Origin of the sequence: Collinsella sp. HCP28S3_B9, from assembly GCF_052066095.1 — a bacterium.
In the GTDB taxonomy this organism is placed as follows: domain Bacteria; phylum Actinomycetota; class Coriobacteriia; order Coriobacteriales; family Coriobacteriaceae; genus Collinsella.
Genome location: NZ_JBQHST010000001.1, coordinates 164,746 through 182,062 on the forward strand (window position 1 = coordinate 164,746; position 17,317 = coordinate 182,062).

At 60.4% G+C, this 17,317-nt stretch carries 18 protein-coding genes; 6 read left to right on the forward strand and 12 right to left on the reverse strand.

Annotated features, from left to right (window positions below; genetic code table 11):
- Positions 1-135: 135 nt before the first annotated feature.
- From ACTNBB_RS00815 to ACTNBB_RS00835, 5 genes are all read right to left on the reverse strand, one after another.
- On the reverse strand, positions 136-798 hold the full coding sequence (locus ACTNBB_RS00815) for a response regulator transcription factor (RefSeq protein ID WP_427728642.1): 663 nt from the start codon (positions 796-798) through the stop codon (positions 136-138).
- 50 nt (positions 799-848) lie between these two features.
- Positions 849-2,186, reverse strand: a complete 1,338-nt coding sequence (locus ACTNBB_RS00820) for a glutamine synthetase family protein (protein ID WP_427747568.1) — start codon at positions 2,184-2,186, stop codon at positions 849-851.
- Between the two features lie 134 nt (positions 2,187-2,320).
- Positions 2,321-3,343, reverse strand: a complete 1,023-nt coding sequence (locus ACTNBB_RS00825) for a LacI family DNA-binding transcriptional regulator (protein ID WP_441056483.1) — start codon at positions 3,341-3,343, stop codon at positions 2,321-2,323.
- 124 nt (positions 3,344-3,467) lie between these two features.
- On the reverse strand, positions 3,468-4,160 hold the full coding sequence (locus ACTNBB_RS00830; RefSeq protein ID WP_441070994.1) for a GntR family transcriptional regulator: 693 nt from the start codon (positions 4,158-4,160) through the stop codon (positions 3,468-3,470).
- Between the two features lie 330 nt (positions 4,161-4,490).
- Complete coding sequence (locus tag ACTNBB_RS00835; protein ID WP_441070996.1) at positions 4,491-5,018, reverse strand: hypothetical protein; 528 nt, start codon at positions 5,016-5,018, stop codon at positions 4,491-4,493.
- Positions 5,019-5,070: 52 nt separating this feature from the next.
- Here ACTNBB_RS00835 and ACTNBB_RS00840 point away from each other — a divergent pair, with 52 nt between their 5' ends.
- Positions 5,071-5,232 (forward strand): hypothetical protein, encoded by a 162-nt coding sequence (locus ACTNBB_RS00840; RefSeq protein WP_441056480.1) that lies wholly within the window; start codon positions 5,071-5,073, stop codon positions 5,230-5,232.
- 155 nt (positions 5,233-5,387) lie between these two features.
- Here the strand turns inward: ACTNBB_RS00840 and ACTNBB_RS00845 are convergent, their stop codons facing one another.
- From ACTNBB_RS00845 to aspS, 7 genes are all read right to left on the reverse strand, one after another.
- Positions 5,388-7,337: an FAD-dependent oxidoreductase gene (locus tag ACTNBB_RS00845; RefSeq protein WP_441056479.1), complete on the reverse strand. Its 1,950-nt coding sequence runs from the start codon at positions 7,335-7,337 to the stop codon at positions 5,388-5,390.
- 102 nt (positions 7,338-7,439) lie between these two features.
- On the reverse strand, positions 7,440-7,640 hold the full coding sequence (locus ACTNBB_RS00850; protein ID WP_117634210.1) for a hypothetical protein: 201 nt from the start codon (positions 7,638-7,640) through the stop codon (positions 7,440-7,442).
- Positions 7,641-7,843: 203 nt separating this feature from the next.
- Positions 7,844-10,171 (reverse strand): ferrous iron transporter B, encoded by a 2,328-nt coding sequence (feoB, locus tag ACTNBB_RS00855; RefSeq protein ID WP_441056478.1) that lies wholly within the window; start codon positions 10,169-10,171, stop codon positions 7,844-7,846.
- Between the two features lie 123 nt (positions 10,172-10,294).
- Positions 10,295-10,516 carry a FeoA family protein gene (locus ACTNBB_RS00860; protein WP_427795998.1) on the reverse strand — a complete coding sequence of 74 codons (222 nt, stop codon included), beginning with the start codon at positions 10,514-10,516 and terminating at the stop codon, positions 10,295-10,297.
- A 39-nt stretch (positions 10,517-10,555) separates the two neighbouring features.
- Positions 10,556-10,798 (reverse strand): FeoA family protein, encoded by a 243-nt coding sequence (locus tag ACTNBB_RS00865; RefSeq protein WP_441056477.1) that lies wholly within the window; start codon positions 10,796-10,798, stop codon positions 10,556-10,558.
- Positions 10,799-11,031: 233 nt separating this feature from the next.
- Positions 11,032-11,280: an HPr family phosphocarrier protein gene (locus ACTNBB_RS00870; RefSeq protein ID WP_427719814.1), complete on the reverse strand. Its 249-nt coding sequence runs from the start codon at positions 11,278-11,280 to the stop codon at positions 11,032-11,034.
- Positions 11,281-11,637: 357 nt separating this feature from the next.
- Entirely contained in the window at positions 11,638-13,425 is a 1,788-nt protein-coding gene (aspS, locus tag ACTNBB_RS00875) for an aspartate--tRNA ligase (RefSeq protein ID WP_441056476.1), read from the reverse strand.
- 257 nt (positions 13,426-13,682) lie between these two features.
- On the opposite strand from aspS, the gene serB reads away from it, so the two are divergent.
- From serB to ACTNBB_RS00900, 5 genes are all read left to right on the forward strand, one after another.
- A complete protein-coding gene (serB, locus tag ACTNBB_RS00880; protein ID WP_427747576.1) occupies positions 13,683-14,318 on the forward strand; it encodes a phosphoserine phosphatase SerB in 636 nt (211 codons plus the stop codon).
- 117 nt (positions 14,319-14,435) lie between these two features.
- Positions 14,436-15,218 carry a nickel pincer cofactor biosynthesis protein LarB gene (larB, locus tag ACTNBB_RS00885; protein WP_441056475.1) on the forward strand — a complete coding sequence of 261 codons (783 nt, stop codon included), beginning with the start codon at positions 14,436-14,438 and terminating at the stop codon, positions 15,216-15,218.
- A gap of 10 nt (positions 15,219-15,228) precedes the next feature.
- Positions 15,229-16,158 carry a LarC family nickel insertion protein gene (locus ACTNBB_RS00890; protein WP_441056474.1) on the forward strand — a complete coding sequence of 310 codons (930 nt, stop codon included), beginning with the start codon at positions 15,229-15,231 and terminating at the stop codon, positions 16,156-16,158.
- A 2-nt stretch (positions 16,159-16,160) separates the two neighbouring features.
- Positions 16,161-16,700: a TetR/AcrR family transcriptional regulator gene (locus ACTNBB_RS00895; RefSeq protein ID WP_304211247.1), complete on the forward strand. Its 540-nt coding sequence runs from the start codon at positions 16,161-16,163 to the stop codon at positions 16,698-16,700.
- A gap of 267 nt (positions 16,701-16,967) precedes the next feature.
- Positions 16,968-17,317 (forward strand): helix-turn-helix domain-containing protein (locus ACTNBB_RS00900; protein WP_441056473.1); only part of this gene is annotated, 350 nt, incomplete at its 3' end.

The window sequence follows — 17,317 nt, forward strand, 5'->3', positions numbered from 1 at the left end:
GTACCCCAATATGCGGGCGAACGTGTATGAGAACGCAATCTTTAAGGAATGCTTAAGTTCTGCTGCAAACTCGAAAGGGATCCACGCATGCGGCAAAACCACCACGAAGGCGCCTGCCCCCTTTGCGGTGAAAAGCTAGTCCTTAAACAGATAACCCACGCCGCGGACGGTGGTAATGTGTGCCGCAATCTGCGGGCCCACCTTGGAGCGGATGCGTCGAATGTGCACGTCGACGGTGCGCGTGCCGCCGCAGTACTCAAAGCCCCACACGCGGTGCAGCAGCACCTCGCGGCTGTAGGCGCGGTTGGGGTGCGTCGCCAAAAAGCTCAGCAGCGAGTACTCCATCAGCGTCAGGTCGATGGGCTCGTCGTCGAGTGTCACCTGGTAGGTAGCCAGGTTAATCTCGAGGTTATCGATGTTGAGCACATCGTCGGCGGTGATGGTCTCCTCCTCGCCCATCAGGCGCTGCGCACGAGCCTTGAGCTCGTTGGGTGTCGCCGTGGGGCATACAAAGTCGGCATGCGCGTGATTGGGCAGGCGCAGGGTGCCGAGCGCCTCGTCGTCGACGATTACCAACATGGGAACGCCGCCGCGGTCGTCGAGCCATTTGGCAATCTGATCGATGCGGTCGCTGCGGATGCCATCGGAATCGAGGATCAGCAGGTCAAAGTCGTGCGCCGCAGTCGGCGAATCGGGGGTTGCCAGGCTCACCTCGACACCCAGGGTGGTCGTCAAGCTGCGGGCAAACTCGTGGAAGCGCGTCGTGCGCGCCATGAACAGGGCACTCTTTTCGGACATATCGACCTCCAAGGAAATGAGCTCAATCGTACTGGAACGAACCAGCGCGATTAGGAGTTCGCCAGATAATGCTTGATCTCCCACTCGGTAATCGTGGACTCAAACTTATGCCACTCGTCGCGCTTCTTTTTGAGGAAGAAGCTGTGGATGTGCTCGCCGAGGGCATCCTTCATAAACTGCGAGTCCTCAAACACGTCGAGCGCCTCTTTGAGCGAGCGCGGCAGCGGCGTATAGCCGGCCTCGACCATCTGACGGTCGGTAAGCTTGAGCGTCTCGGCCGTTGCCTCGGGCGGGAGTTCCAGCTTGCGCTCGATGCCGTCCAGACCAGCCGCCAGCGTGACGGCGTTGACCAGGTACGGATTGGCCATGGGATCGGGGCTGCGAAGCTCGATGCGCGTGGACAGCTGCTTGCCGGGCTTGTAGACCGGGATGCGGACCATGCTCGCGCGGTTGCGCAGGCCCCACGTAGCGTACTGTGGTACGGAGTCGCCGCCCGTGGTGATGCGCTTGTACGAGTTGACCGTGGGGTTGGTGATGGCGCTGATCTCGCGCGCGTGTGCCAGAATGCCGGCCATATAGTGCTTGGCGATATCGGAGAGGTGGTACTTCTCGTCGTCCTCGCCCCAAAAGACGTTGTTGCCGTCGTGGTCGAACAGCGACTGATGCAAAAACATGGCGCTGCCGTCCTCGCCCGCCAGCGGCTTGGGCATAAAGGAGGCGTGGCAACCGCTCTCGTAGGCCTGCTGCTTAATGATGAGTTTGGCCGTGGTGATGGCGTCGGACATGCTCAGGGCCTCGGCGTGACGCAAGCTCATGCCGTGCTGCGAGCGGCCGGCGGCGTGGAAGGTGTACTCCACGGGCACGGACATCTTCTCGAGCGTGAGCACCGTATTGCGGCGCAGGTCGCGAGCGGCATCGCTCACCGAAAGGTCGAAGTAGCCCACGTTGTCGAGCGGCTCGGGGGTGTGCTCGTCGGGGAAGTAGTAATACTCCAGCGCGGCACCCACGTTGAGCAGGTAGCCGGCCTTCTCGGCCTTATAAAACATGCGGCGCAGGGCGTCGCGCGGGTCGCCGGCAAACGGCTTGCGATCGGGAGTGCACACATCGCAGAACACGCGGGCGACGCCGTTATGGCTCGGGCGCCACGGCAGGATCTGGAAGGTCGAGGCGTCAGGGAACGCGAGCATGTCGGCTTCCTCGGGCGTGGCAAAGCCCTCGATGGCGGAGCCGTCAAAGCCAATACCCTCCTCAAAAGCGACCTCGAGGTCTTCGGGGCTAATGGCAAAGTTCTTGAGGCGGCCGAGAATGTCGACAAACCACAGACGCACAAAGCGGATGTCACGCTGCTCTACGGAACGGAGTACATAATCGATGTTCTGCTGGTTCATGTCGCTCCCCTTTCTTTCGGGCGGGTTTCGACTGGTCTATATCGCAGATACTATCGCAGAAAAATGTTTCCGCAGGGTTAAAGCGTATCAAGCGCCCAAAAAACGTGCGCGAACAGGCAGTTACGAACGAGCGGCTAGCGCGAGGTCGAAGCGCGGTGTTCGATGTGGCCGGGAACCTCGATGCGTTCGGGCGCCAGCTTTGCGGCATCGCCCACGGTGGTGGTAACAACGTCGATACGCTCGGAGAGGCGATCGACCACGCGCTCGGCGATGGTGAGGGTGTCCTGCGCGGCCGTGGTGACTCCGCCAAAGAGCACATGGTTCCAGGGACAGTCGTCAAACGTCGCGATCTTGAGCCCCGCCGGCAGCGAGGGACCAAGCTGCGCCAGCGCCTCGGTCAGGCTCAGGAAAACCAGGCCGTTGACGGCAATGAGGCCGAGCTCTTTTCCTGCATAGCCGCGGATGGTCTCGTCCAGGCGGCCGACGCCCGTGGCGCCGCCATCGGCCAAGGTGATAACCTCGCCGGCAAGGCCGCGGCGCGAAAGCTCGTCGGTAAAGGCCTCGTCGCGCTCGCGACGGACGGAGCTTTCGTCGCTTGCTTCGGTGAGCAGGCACAGGCACTCGCTGCCAGCGGCGGTCAAGGCGTCTACCAAGCCGGCGACCAGCTCACGGTTGTTAGATGTCACCAGATCGACACCGCCGTCGGCAACGTCGCGGTCGAGCAGCACAACGGGCAGGCGTCCCGCTGCCGCGACGATCGCCTCGTCGTTACCACCACAGGTATTGACGACCAGGCCGTCCACGCCAGCGTCGATAAGCCTGGTGAGCGACTCGGCCTCCTTGGCGGGATCGTTGCCGCTAATGGCTGTCATGAGCGAGCAGCCGCGCGCGGCGGCGCTGGCGGAAAGGCCCTCGAGCATGGCGCTGGAGAACGGGTTGGCGATGTCGGCCAAGATCACGCCGATGAGGTTGGTACGCGAGCTGCGCAGATTGCGCGCGGCGGCACGTGGGCGATAGCCGGTACGCTCGATAACCTCCGCAATGCGAGCACGGGTTTCCTCGGTCATTTGCCCGGGGCGGTTATTGAGATAGCGCGAGACCGTGGCCGGGCTCACACCCGCCTCGACGGCAATGTCCTTGATTCTCATCTGCGCCATAGCGCACCCCGTTTCCCCATTGTCGGCAGTCTGAGCCATTTTAGGCATTTTTTAAAATTCTCGGTTGCAAAACGCTGTAGGTGAGCAGCATCGTTTTTGCGTCTCGAGCAGATGCGATAATGGGCTAGATAGCCGAGTCTTTGGACAGCTCAAAATAATCGGGATGTAAGGCGATAACCGGACCTTGCTCTTCGGGCATCAGGTGCAGGTGTGTCTCGGCCAGATAGCTCGCCGCGTCGGTATCGCCCCTCTTAATGGCCTCGAGAATCCGGAGATGCTGCCGACGAATCGGCTCCCAATCTAGATCCTGCGACACCATACGCAACCAGTTGTATCGCTCAAAATGCGTATTGACGCTCTTCATCCAATCCCACAACATGTGACGGCCGGCAATCTCAAAACACGTCTCATGGAACAGATTGTCCAGGTCAAAGAAACGACGCGTTTCGCCATGGTCGAGCGACTCGGACTCGGCAAGAATCTGATCGAGCCGATGCTTTTGCTCGGGCGTGGCGACCGAGCAGCATTTAATGAGTACGCTTCGCTCGAGTTTCTCGCGCAAGAAACAGGCGTTCTCGGCGCGCTCCATGCTGATCTTAGAGACGTAGGTGCCGCTTTTGGGACGCGTTTCCACCAGCTCCTGCTCACGCAGGCGCACAAAGGACTCGCGAATGGGCGTACGCCCGATTCCCGTCTCCTTTTCCAGACCAATCGCCGAAAGGCGCGTGCCGGGCTTGAGCTCGGCATAGATGATCTTGGAGCGCAGTGCATTGTATGCCTGATCTTGCAAGCTTTGATTATGCTGGTGCTGTTCCATAAAGCCCTCGGATAAACCCTCGGTTAGTCGAATACCACCATGCAATACTATCGCATCGACACGCCCCAGCTTCCAATCAGTCTTTTTGGGACGGGGCTCTTTTAGCTACCCTAGCCCGCAGATCGGCCCCTTGCCACAAAAGTGGCCCATCTACTACGTTAACACGGATAGCCTCGGCCATACCAAAAACCGTGAAAACAAAACCGCAGGTAGGCAGCTTGTCGATTTTCGAAAAAGCCGACTATGGTTGACCCCTGAGGCTTAAACGTAGTAGATAGGCCCTTTTCGTGGCGCAGCACTACTGCACCCCAAATTGGCACCCCGAGCCTGTTATAAGTTGCTGCGAAATACGGACGGTTGATGATCAAGGCGCGCTATGCGGGTTGCTATAGCTCGAACGTCCCACGTCCGATGCACCAAAGCGTTTGCGACAGCTTCGCAAAACGCCTCGAGAGGAATTCGATCGGTTTGGACGCGCTCCATCCCTTCGATACGTTCATAGCGGTAGTAGCGTGCAAACATAGCCACCGCCCTGTCCACCTGCTCAATTGCGGATATATCTGTCGCCGCCTCGCGATCCAAGATCACATCCTCGGTATCACCAAAACGGACGCAGTCGATGCCCGGAAAATCATTCTTATCCGCCAAAATCGCCGCAGCGTTGGTATAGCCATCTTTGCCGAGCAAGCGAAGCGTGCGCATAATATCCGGCGTTAGCTCAGAAATGCCGAGATGTTCAACACACTTATGCTCGAGCGTGTGAAAACTCAAGTCCTGGCGAGCCGACGTGAGCGCGTCGAACGTTACGTTGCTGCCTTCGAGCGTCAGCCTGCCATACTCAAACCGGTCGACCTCCACCGTTGCCGAATCGTTTCGCCTGTAGGCCTTCAAGATATAAGACGAAAACCGTTTGCGTACTGATTCATCCGAGACACAAACGGTTTTCGTCTTGCACGGTGCGGCCGACGCCATCGAGGCGCACAACCCCACTGCCGCTCACGATGCGATGTATCTGCACCTGGCCTACAACCGCAACATGATTGTGGAAGGCACACAGACAAAAGGCATTTAAGGCTCGGCAATGATCTTTCTTTGATAAAACGCAAGCGGCGGCCGCCCAAACACGGGACGGCCGCCGCTTGCGTTTTATCAAATGGTGCAATGGGGTCAGGTTCACATGCACCAAGTTGGTGCAAAGCAACCTGTCCCCACGCAACAAGGGGTTGACTAGAGCTCGCAGGCGACCTTGTAGCCATCGCCGATGGCGTCGCGAATGTTGCCGCACTTGTTGGCGTCGCCCAGCACGTGAGTGGTAACGCCGGCTGCAGCCAGGTCGTCGGCCAGCTTGGTATTGGGACGATAGCCCATAGCAAGCACCAGCGTATCGGCACCGGCGATGGTGTGGATCTCGCCATCCTTCTCGTAGCTGATAGTGTCCTCGGTAATCTCGGTCACCTTGGCCTCGGTCAGCACGTGAACGCCCTTTGAGAGCATGCGCGTGATGAGCACCGCGCGACCGGCACCACCCTCGTTGGCGGCGAGCGTCTTGGTCATCTCGATGACGGTGACGTCGCGGTTGGCCGGCGACAGGTCGTTGACCAACGGGGCCAGGTAATCGGCCGTCTCGCAGCCAACGGTGCCGCCGCCCACGATGACAATCTTCTTGCCCGGGAAAGCCTTGCCGCCCAACAGGTCGTCAGCCGTCATAACCTGCTTAAAGCCCTGCATGAAGGCCGGGGCGATAGGCTCGGCGCCATAGGCCAGGACGACCTCGTAGTCGGCGTAGTCACGCTGAATATCCTCGGCAGTAAGCTCGGTGCCAAAGACGCACTTTACGCCGGCCTCGGCCAGGCGACGGTACTGATACTTGATCACGCGGGTGAGTTCCTGCTTTGCCGGCGGAACGGCTGCGATGCGCATCTCGCCGCCCGGCTCGTCCTGCTTATCCACGAGCACCACGTTATGACCGCGTTTGGCGGCAATGTAGGCTGCCTCCATACCCGCGGGACCGGCGCCCACAACCAGTACGTTCTTGGCCTCGGCGACAGGCTCGTAGCCAGCCTCGTCGTGCTCCACGTCCGGGTTGACGGTGCAGGAGATGCGCTTGCCAAACATAATGCCGTTCAGGCAACGCAGGCAACCGATGCAGGGACGGATCTCGTCGGCGTTGCCAGCGGCTGCCTTGTTGCAGAACTCGGCATCGCACAGATTGGCGCGGCCCATCATACAGATGTCGGCCGCGCCGTCCTCGATCAGCTCCTCGGCGATCCAGGCCTCGTTAATGCGTCCGACGGTGGCGACGGGAATGTTGACGTGCTTTTTGATCTCGCGCGAGCAGGCGGCGTGCGAGGCCTGCTGCGTGCCGGCGGCGGGAATCGCGGAGCCGCGCTTGATGGTGGTGCCGCCCGACACGTGAATCATGTCGACGCCGGCCTTTTCCAGGCGACGCGAGACGTAGATCATGTCGTTGAGGGTCAGGCCGCCATCGGTGTACTCATCGCCCGAGATGCGGACGTCAATGATAAAGTCCTTGCCGCAGCGCTCGCGAATCTCGGCGATGACCTCGAGCAAGAAGCGCATACGGGCGTCGAGCGAGCCGCCGTACTCGTCGGTGCGCTTGTTGTAGAGCGGAGTCAAAAAGCCGCCGAGCATGCCGTGGGCGTGTGCCGCATGGACCTCGACGCCATCGACACCGGCCTTCTGCATACGTACGGCAGCGTCGCCAAACTGATGCGTGAGCTCGTGAATCTCATCGACCGTGATAGGACGCGGTGCCTCGCGGGCATAGGACGGGCCCACAAAGGACGGAGCGATCAGGCGCGGCGTGCCCGGAATGTTAAAGGCCATGTAGGCGGGGTGAAAGAGCTGCGGCATGATCTTGCAGCCATACTCGTGGACGGCTGCGGCGAGCTTTTCCCAGCCGGGGATAAACGTGTCGTCGTAGCAGCACATGTCACCCGGCAGATAGGTATAGGTGGGCTCAACCGTCACGACCTCGGTAATGATGAGGCCAACGCCGCCCTTGGCACGGGCACGGTAATGATCGACCAAGTCGTCGGTCACATAGCCGTGATCGGCCAAGTTGGTGGACACCGGCGGCATAAAGACGCGGTTCTTAACCTCGGTCGTACCGACCTTGATCGGGCTAAAGAGCATCGGGTAGGCACAGGACTCCATACAGGGTTCCTTTCGTTTGAGCCGCTCGGCGGCAGTTGCTAACACACCTATCGTATCAGCAACTGCCGTATCCGCAGTCATACATGCCCAAGCGCCGTTCGGCTAATGAATACCGCGGCCCAAGTCTTCGGCGATTTTGTCCACGCCCTTAAGTGCGGCACACGTCTTTTTGTTGGAGCAATGCCCCGTGCAAACGCCACCCTGAGCACAGTCGGCGCAGGTGCCCTTGCGGTAGATGCGCACGCATACCGCGACAAACGCAATACCGATAACAGCCAGAACAACAATATCGATAGGTGCCATAGCAAGCCTCCTCTAGTTAACCATCACTTACTTTACCCCATTTTCCACCTACCAAAAAGGGACAGGTTTATTTTGGTCGGTTTTATCTGCGGAAACGCCACATCTTACTTCTGGAGCAAAGCAATCTGTCCCCATTACGCCAAAAAGTCCGAGTGTCGCTGGGACACCCGGGCTCGTGGAAAGGGGCCAATCCTTATTCGGACTTAAGCGGAAACTGCGGCGGAAGCAGTGTTGGTCTCGTCCTCGTCGGTCCATGCATGCGCAGGGATAGGGCGAAAGATCTGGAAGAGCATCGCAACCAGCAGAACGATGGCCACAATCGTCCAGATACCAAACTGTCCCAACACAAACAGGTTGTAGAACTGGTTGATGAACAGGCCGATCACCCAAGCGAAGGCGCACTCGTAACCGATGGCAATCGCGGTCCACTTGCCGGAGTCCATCTGGTTGCGGATAGTACCCATGGCGGCAAAACACGGAGCGCACAGCAGGTTGAACGCGCCAAAGGCAACGCAAGCGCCCATGGTGGGGAACATGCCGGCAAACGCGGTCCACAGGCTCGGGTCGGTCTCGGCGGCATCAGCCACGGACAGCAGCGAGCCGGCGGTGGCGACGACGTTCTCCTTAGCCACAAGGCCCGAGACGGTCAGCGCAGTTGCCTGCCAGGTGCTAAAGCCGAGCGGAGCGAAGGTCCAAGCGACCAGGTTACCGAGCATGGCAAGCACGGAGTAGTCCATAAACTCCTCGGGGATGCCGTCCATTGCAGGCAGGAAGCCAAAGGAACCGTTGTAGCTTCCAAAGTTGGAGAGGAACCAAACCACGACGGTGGATGCGAAGATGACCGTGCCGGCCTTCTTGATAAAGGCCCAGCAGCGCTCCCACACGTGCAGCGCCCAAGAGCGGATCGCCGGGAAGTGGTAGGCGGGAAGCTCCATAACGAACGGCGTCGGGCGGCCGGCGAAGAGCTTGGTCTTCTTGAGCATAAGGCCCGAGGCGATGACGGCGAAGACGCCCAGGAAGTAGAAGAGCGGGCTGATCCACGCCGCGGTGGTGGAAGAATCGCCGATGATGGAACCCATGAGCAGGGCGATGATCGGCAGCTTGGCGCCACAGGGAATAAACGTGGTGGTCATGACCGTCATGCGGCGGTCCTTCTCGTTCTCGATGGTCTTGGTGGCCATGACGCCGGGGACGCCGCAGCCCGAGGACACGAGCATGGGGATAAAGGACTTACCGGACAGGCCAAAGCGGCGGAACACGCGATCCATGATGAAGGCGACGCGGGCCATATAGCCGCAGTCCTCCAGGAAGGACAGCATGACGAACAGCAGGAACATCTGCGGCACAAAGCCAAAGATGGCGCCCAAACCGCCGACGATGCCGTCGCAGACCAGCGAATCGACGAGGCCACCGTCCTCGGTGCCACCCGCCACAAGGGCATCGTGCACCACGGTGGTGATACCCGGGACATAGGGGCCGTACTGCGCCGGGTCAACCGAGTCGGCATCGTCGCCCGCAGCCTCGACGGCCACGTCGTAGGCGTCGCGACCCTGGCCGAGCACGTACCAGCCGTCGGTGCCAAAGAGCTGATCGTTAGTGAAGTCGGTCACCGTACCGCCTAAGGTGGAAACGGCGATGTAGTACACGCAGAACATGATGACCACAAAGATCGGCAGGCCCAGAATACGGTTGGTAACCACACGGTCGATCTTCTCGGAGGTGCTCATCTTGGCCGGAGCCTTGGTGAGGCACTCGTCGATGATGTGCGCGATGACGCCATAGCGCTCACCGGTAATGATGGACTCGGCGTCGTCATCGCAGTCCTGCTCGCACTGGGCGACCAGCTCTTCCACGCGAGCGGCCTTCTCCTTGGTGAGGTTGATGAGCTTGCAGGCGTCCGCATCACGCTCAAACAGCTTGACCGCGTAGTAGCGGCGCTTGTTGGCGGGAACGCTCGCCGGAAGGTTGTTCTCGATGTGGTCCAGAACGTCCTCGATGGAGGAATCGAACTTGTGCTCCGGCACCTGGCCCTTGGAAGCAGCGGACTTCTTAACCTGCTCGAACAGCTCCTTAATACCCTTGTTCTTAAGGGCCGAAATCATCATGACCGGACAGCCGAGCTTCTTGGAGAGCTTGTCCGTGTCGATCTTGTCGCCGTTCTTCTCGACCAAGTCGGCCATGTTAAGGGCAACGACCACGGGTAGGCCGGTCTCGATAACCTGAAGCGCCAGGTACAGGTTGCGCTCGAGGTTGGTGGCGTCGACCACCTGAACGACGACATCGGGCTCGCCGCTCATGAGGTAATCGCGTGAGCATTGCTCCTCGGGGCTGTAGGGGGAAAGCGAGTAGATGCCGGGGAGGTCCGTGATGGTAACGTTCTTGTCGCTTAGGAGCTTGGCCTCCTTTTTCTCAACCGTGACGCCGGGCCAGTTGCCAACGTAGCCGTTGGCGCCGGTGATCAGGTTGAAAAGCGTGGTCTTGCCGCAGTTGGGGTTACCCGCCAGCGCGACATGGATCTGAGAATCCGCCATTCAATCCTTCTTCCTTGTGCGCCCGCGCTGCTTTCTCCGCGCGGGCTGGATAATGTGCTTCAAAGTTGCTGCATTAAGTTAGAAATATCTAACTTTATCTGCAGAAATTTACGTCGTGGGCCCTTACTGGACCTCGACGACGGCCGCCTCCTCCTTGCGAATGGAAAGCTCGTAGCCGCGCACGTTGATCTCGACCGGATCACCGAGCGGTGCAACCCTCACGACCTTGAACGAAGTGCCCTTGATGAGCCCCAGGTCCATAAGGTGGCGGCGAAGTGCGCCCTCACCGTGAAGCTTGACGATGGTAGAGCTCTCGCCCACCTTAACGTCACCCAACGTCTTCATCCTCTTATCCCCCTTTCGGTTTTTATGAAATGCTGCAGATTAACCGACGGTCATGATGTGCATGGCAACCTTGGAATCGATGCCAAAGCGTGAGCCCAGCACCGTGACGATGATATTGGCGCCACTCGAGCTCACCACGTGGATCTCGCTGCCCTCGACAAAGCCGAGGTCCTTGAGACGGTGCTTCATGTCCTCATTGCCCTTTACACGAGACACGTGCACGGTTTCGCCCGCTTTTACCATAGAAAGCGGCATGGCCGGCATCTGCGGTCCGCAAGACATAAGTGAGCTCCTAACATCGGTTCGTCCTCAACATCGACGCGATAAAAGTTAACCGCATCTATGTTCGATATAGTAAACTAACACTCGGTTAACTTTTTGGAAAGGCTCTCTATTCAGTTTTCGAAAAAGTTTCCCATATTAAACAAAGGCACCGCAAAGACGGTCTCTTTGCGGTGCCTTGTCATACCAATGTATGCAGCAGAGGGGACTCTCCCCTATTTACATTGTTCCGCTTAGAGTGAGAGGTTTCTGATCGACGTGACGCACGAGGCCTCATCCACGCCCGAAACACGAAAGACAACGCTCTCGCCGCACTCACCATAGAGGGCCATGAGTCCCATGATATCGCGGCCATCCGTGTGGCGATCGCCGATGCTGACCGACACGTCACTACGATGTTTGGCGATAATGTCATAGAGAAGCGCAACCGGGCGGGCATGTAGTCCCAACGGATCTTTAATCGTCTTTGTAAACTCGACCATGTCCCCTCCCGCAGCATCGCACATTTGGCCGGCCAAACCCAGCCACGTGGTAGTTATTGTAGCGTTAGATGCTTGTCGAGAGCGGGACGGAAACCACATCCCACTTCGAGTGTCAACGATGGGACACAGTTTCCGCCAGAAGGCTCAACCGGAAACTGTGCCCCATTATTTTGCCGAATTCTGGGCCGCGCTTTCCCAGAGGGCCCCCTTTGGGAAAGCGCGGCCCATTCTGGACGCAGATTCCGGGACGCACTTTCCGCGACGTCCGGTCACCCTATGCCCTCGCAACGCCCGCGCATAAAAAACGAGGGAAGGCACGCGTCCTTCCCTCGTTAGAGACAATATGTAGCCGCTCGCCTACATCAAGCGCAGGCTGACGTCCTTGAGCTGGGCGCCGGAAACGGCACTCGGGGCGCCCGACATGAGGTCGGAGCCGCTGGCCGTCTTGGGGAACGCCATGACGTCGCGGATAGAATCGGAGCCGGTAAGCAGCATGCACACGCGGTCCAGACCCAGGGCAAAACCGCCCATCGGGGGCGCACCAAACTTGAGCGCCTCCATGAGGAAGCCAAACTGCGACTCGGCGCGCTCCTCGGTAAAGCCCAGGAGCTTGAGCATGGACATCTGCATCTCGGCGTTATGGATGCGCATGCCACCGCCGCCGGCCTCAAAACCGTCCATGACAAAGTCGTAGGTGCAGGAACCGGCAGCCAACGGGTCGGCCTCGATCTTGGCGATGTCGGTCTCGGTCGGCAGAGTGAACGGCTGGTGCTCGGCTGCATAGGCCTTGCGGTCCTCATCCCAGTGGAACAGCGGGAAGTTGACGACCCACAGGAAGTCGTGACCCTCGCGTTTGATCTCGAGTGCGTTGGACATGTGAGAGCGCATGCCGCCCAGGATCTCGTCAGAGAGCAGGCGCGGGCCGGCGGCGAACATCACGAGGTCGCCAGGCTCGACGTTCATGCGCTCGCGCAGAGCCGCCATCTCCTCGTCCGAGAAGAACTTGACGATGGGGCTGTTGATGGAGCCGTCCTCGCGGAAAGCGATCCAGGCCAGACCCTTGGCGCCAAACGTGGAGGCCACGCCGGCGAGCTTATCGATCTTGGCACGTGCCCAGGCACCGGCGCCCTTGGCGTTGATGGCCTTGACGACAGAGCCCTCCTCGTTTGCGGCAGTCGCAAAGACCTTGAACTTGGAGTTGGCAAAGATGTCGGTCAGATCGACCAGATGCATGCCATAGCGGGTATCGGGCTTGTCGGAGCCATAGGTGTCCATGGCCTCCCAGTAGTCCATGCGACGCAGCGGCGTGGGCATCTCGACACCCATGCGACCGAAGGCGTCGGCCAAGACCTCTTCGAGTGCGCTCATGACGTCGTTCTGGTCCACGAAGGACATCTCGATATCGACCTGGGTGAACTCGGGCTGACGGTCGGCACGCAAGTCCTCGTCGCGGAAGCACTTGGCAACCTGGTAGTAGCGCTCGACGCCACCGACCATGAGCAGCTGCTTTAGGAGCTGCGGGGACTGCGGCAGGGCGTAGAAGTTACCCGGCTGAATACGGCTGGGAACGATGAAGTCGCGGGCGCCCTCGGGCGTAGACTTGAACAGGGAGGGCGTCTCGACCTCCATGAACTCACGGTTGTGCAGCGCCTCGCGAATGGCAAAGGTGAAGTCGGAGCGCAGCTTGAGGTTGGCCATCATCTCGGGACGACGGAGGTCCAGATAGCGATAGCGCAGACGGGTGTCCTCGCTGGTCTCGATGCCGTCCTCGATCTGGAACGGCGGGGTGACGGAGGTGTTGAGCACCTCGGCGTGGTCGGTCAGGACCTCGATCTCGCCGGTCGCGAGCTTGGCGTTGGTGGTCTCCTCGCCACGAGCGCGCACGACGCCGTGAATCTTGATGGGCCACTCGGGACGCATGGTCTCGGCGATCTTAAAGGCATCGCCGTCGGAGTGCTCGGGGTCGAAGGTGAGCTGCGTGATGCCCTCGCGGTCGCGAAGGTCGCAGAAGATAAGGCCGCCGTGGTCGCGGCGACGGCTCACCCAACCGGTGAGGGTGACCTCTTCGCCCACGTTCTCGCGGCGAAGCTCGCCGCAGGTATGGGTGTGCATGGAATGCTCGTCGATGGGACGGGTCTGGCTCATACCAGTGATCCTCCTTTATGGATCTGTGCCGCCCCGTGTCGTTCCGGGCGGCGTCGTACAGATTTGCCCAGCCTGCGTAAACCGCGCAGCCGGACATGGCGTTCTATCTTATCGCACCCGCGCCGATGTACCGCGAAAAAGTGGCTCCCGCTCAAAGACTTGACGGAGACGAAACAATTGGCGCACCGCACTGCCCGCCTGCGCTTGTCACGTGCGACAATGTGCCTACAATACAACCGCACTCGGAAAGGCCCACCATGACTGCACGCCTCATCGTTATGGATATCGATTCCACGCTCATCAACCAGGAGGTCATCGACCTGTTGGGCGAGGAAGCAGGCGTGGGCGGGCAAGTTGCGCGGATCACCGAACGCGCCATGCGCGGCGAGCTCGACTTTAAGCAGGCGCTCGAGGAGCGCGTGGGCCTGCTTGCCGGCCTGGACGAGAGCGTTTTCGAGCGCACCTTTGAGCGCGTGACGTTTACCCCCGGCGCACTGGAGCTTGTGCGCTCGGCGCACAGCAAGGGCTGGAAGGTCGGCGTGGTAAGCGGCGGCTTCCACGAGGTCGCCGACAAGATCGTAGCTGCCGCGGGCATCGATTTTTGCCTGGCCAACCGCCTGGAGGTCGTAGACGGCAAGCTCACGGGCAAGCTGGCGGCAGACATTGTGACCAAGGAATCCAAGCTTATCCAGCTGCTGGATTGGGCGGTTGAGTGCGGTGTCGATATGGCCCATACCGTGGCGATCGGCGACGGCGCCAACGACATCCCCATGATTCAGGCCGCGGGCACGGGCATCGCATTTTGCGCCAAGCCCAAGACGCGCGAGGCCGCTCCGTTTGCCATCGACGAGCGCAACCTGATGCTCGCCATGGATATCATCCTGCGTGACTAGCCGATCCATCTAACAACAGAATCAAATCCCCTATATCTAGTTTCCGAACAATTTTGTCTTAGTGTTCGGAAACATACCCTTTGAGTGCTAGACTTTGCGCCGTCGAAGGGAAGATATATGGATAAGCGAGATCTTGAGCAGTTACTGAGCGATGTTGCCGACGGAGCAGTCACCCCGGCAGTCGCCCTTACGCGCATCCAAACGGCGCCAACCGCCGATCTGGGTTTTGCGCAGCTCGATCTTTCGCGCGGGGTGCGCCAGGGGGCCGGTGAGGTTGTCTACGGCGCCGGTAAAACCGCCGAGCAGATTGCCACCATTATCAAAGCGCTGCGCGATGCCGGTCAGGAGCGCACCCTGGTTACGCGCCTGGATGCCGAAAAAGCAGCCCGCACCTCGGAGCTTCTCGACAACGGGATCGACCTGGGATATGTCCCGAACGCCCAGCTCGCCCTCGTGGGCGGCAAGCCCTCCCCTACCGGTAACGGACGCATCGTTGTCGCCTGCGCCGGCACGAGCGACTTGCCCGTCGCCGAAGAAGCCGCGTTGACGGCCGAGTTCTACGGCAACGAAGTCGACCGCCTCTACGACGTAGGTGTCGCCGGCCTGCACCGTCTGCTCGCGCATGCCGAGGAACTTGCCCAGGCACAGGTGGTCATCGCCATCGCCGGCATGGAGGGCGCGCTGGCGAGCGTTATCGGCGGTCTGGTAAGCTGTCCGGTCATTGCCGTTCCCACCAGCGTGGGCTACGGCGCGAGCTTTGGTGGCGTAGCCGCGCTGCTCGCCATGCTCAACTCCTGCGCCAGCGGCGTTTCGGTCGTCAATATCGACAATGGCTTTGGTGCCGCCTACCAGGCAAGTCTTATCAATCATCTGAGCGCCGGAACACCCTGCGCCCGTTAAGGAGCATTCCATGTCCAACCATCAGCATACGCTTATCATCGACGGCACCTCGGGCATCAGCGGCGATATGACCGTCGCGGCCCTGCTCGACCTGGGCGCCAGCGAGGAGCACCTGCGCGAACAGCTCGCCACGCTGCCGGTCGACGGCTTTACGATCGCCGTCACGCGTGCAAACAAGCATGGCATCGACGCCTGCGACTTTGACGTTCAGTTAGCAGAGGAGCTCGAGAACCATGATCACGATATGGCCTGGCTCTTTGGCAACGAAACAGCTGCCGAGCACACGCACGAGCATGAGCACCACCATCATGACCATGGCGGGCATGAACACGAACACTGCCACGAGCATACGCACGAGCATGACCATGAGGCCCACGGCCATGGCCACGAGGACCATCATCACGCCCACCACCATCACCACCGCTCTTTGGCGGACGTCACCGCCATCATCGACGGCTCACAGCTAAGCGATGGCGCCAAGCGTCGTGCCCTCGCCATCTTTACCGCGCTCGCTGCTGCCGAGGCCAAAGCTCACGGCAAAACGTCCGACACCGTCATGTTCCACGAGGTGGGCGCCATCGACTCCATCGTCGACGTCTGCTCGGTCGCCATCTGCCTCGATGACCTGGGCATCGAGGACATTGTCGTCGAGTCGCTCTCCGAAGGTCACGGCACCATCCGCTGCGCCCACGGCCTCATGCCCATTCCCGTCCCCGCTGTCGTCAACCTGTGCCAGGCAGGCAATATCGCCCTCACGCCTGCACCGGTCGCCGGCGAGCTCGTGACGCCAACGGGCGCCGCCATCGTCACCGCGCTGCGCACGTCCGACCAACTGCCCTCACGCTACCGCATCGAAGCCGTCGGCTACGGCGCCGGCAAACGCCCCTACGAGGGTTGCTCCGGCACGCTCCGCTGTCTGCTCGTTCACGCGGACGCATAGCAATGGATGCCCGCAAGGCAAAAAGCCGCGCTGCCATCGTTGCGGCGTTCTCCGAGCTCCTGCGCGAAGAGGACTACGGCAAGATTGCCGTTGGCGACATCATCGCTCGCGCCCATGTGGGTCGGGCAACGTTCTACGGCCTCTTCAAGAGCAAAGATGACCTGCTCGCTGAGTTCGTGTGCGATATCTGCACCCATGCCCTCGACGATGACGGTACACCCCTCAATGACCCGCTCGTACAGGTCGAGCATATCCTCAACAACCTCTGGGATCGTCGTCAGGGCGTACGCGCCCTCGTAGCCGGCGCCGGCTCGCGCGTCTTCGCCGACTGTCTCCGCAAGACCATCATGTCGCGCGCAGCCGAAACCGTCCCTGTCGACCCCGCAGGCCCCGCCAGCACCATGGATCGCAACTTCCTCCTCCACCACATAGCCTCAAGCTTCGTAGCCACCGTCCAATGGTGGGCCTGGCACAACTTCCAAGCCGACAAGGCCGACGTAGCCAAAGACTACCTCTCAGCCATAAAACCCCTCTTCACCTAAGTAAGAGGCTCATCCCAGAGCATTGCCCCAACCCAAGGCGCCCGCGCATCCCAACGTGTCACTCGCACTTCAACGCCCCCCAACAGCGACAAGCCCCTCCCATCCAAATTCAGAAATATGTTGGGTTGCTTGTACGAGCGCAACAAAGACCCCTCAGCTGTCCGCATGGGGTGACTTCCCAGCGCATTCCACAGGACGAAAGAACCCCCGCCGCACGAAGTGTGAACTGCCTCCCATTTCTTGGACATGAGAAATGGGAGGCTTTTTATGCGTGTCGACTTGAGGGTGAAGCACGACATCGAGGCCAGGAAGGCGGCGATCGGGCTCTTCGAGCGAGGCCACGGCTCCGAGTCGGCGGCGAAGGCGCTGTCGGTCCCGCGCGACACCGTGAGACAATGGCTCTACGTATACCGGTCGTTCGGAAGCGAGGTGCTGCTATCCATGGACGGCAAGCAGACCAGGTACACATACGAGCAGAAGGTCGCCGCCGCCTCCGCCGTCGTCGACGGCATGAGCAAGCGGGACGCCATGGAGGCGTTCGGGGTCATGTCCCTGGCGCCGCTCAAGAGATGGTGCGCGCTCTACCGCGAGGGCGGCGCCGAGGCGCTCAGGCCCAG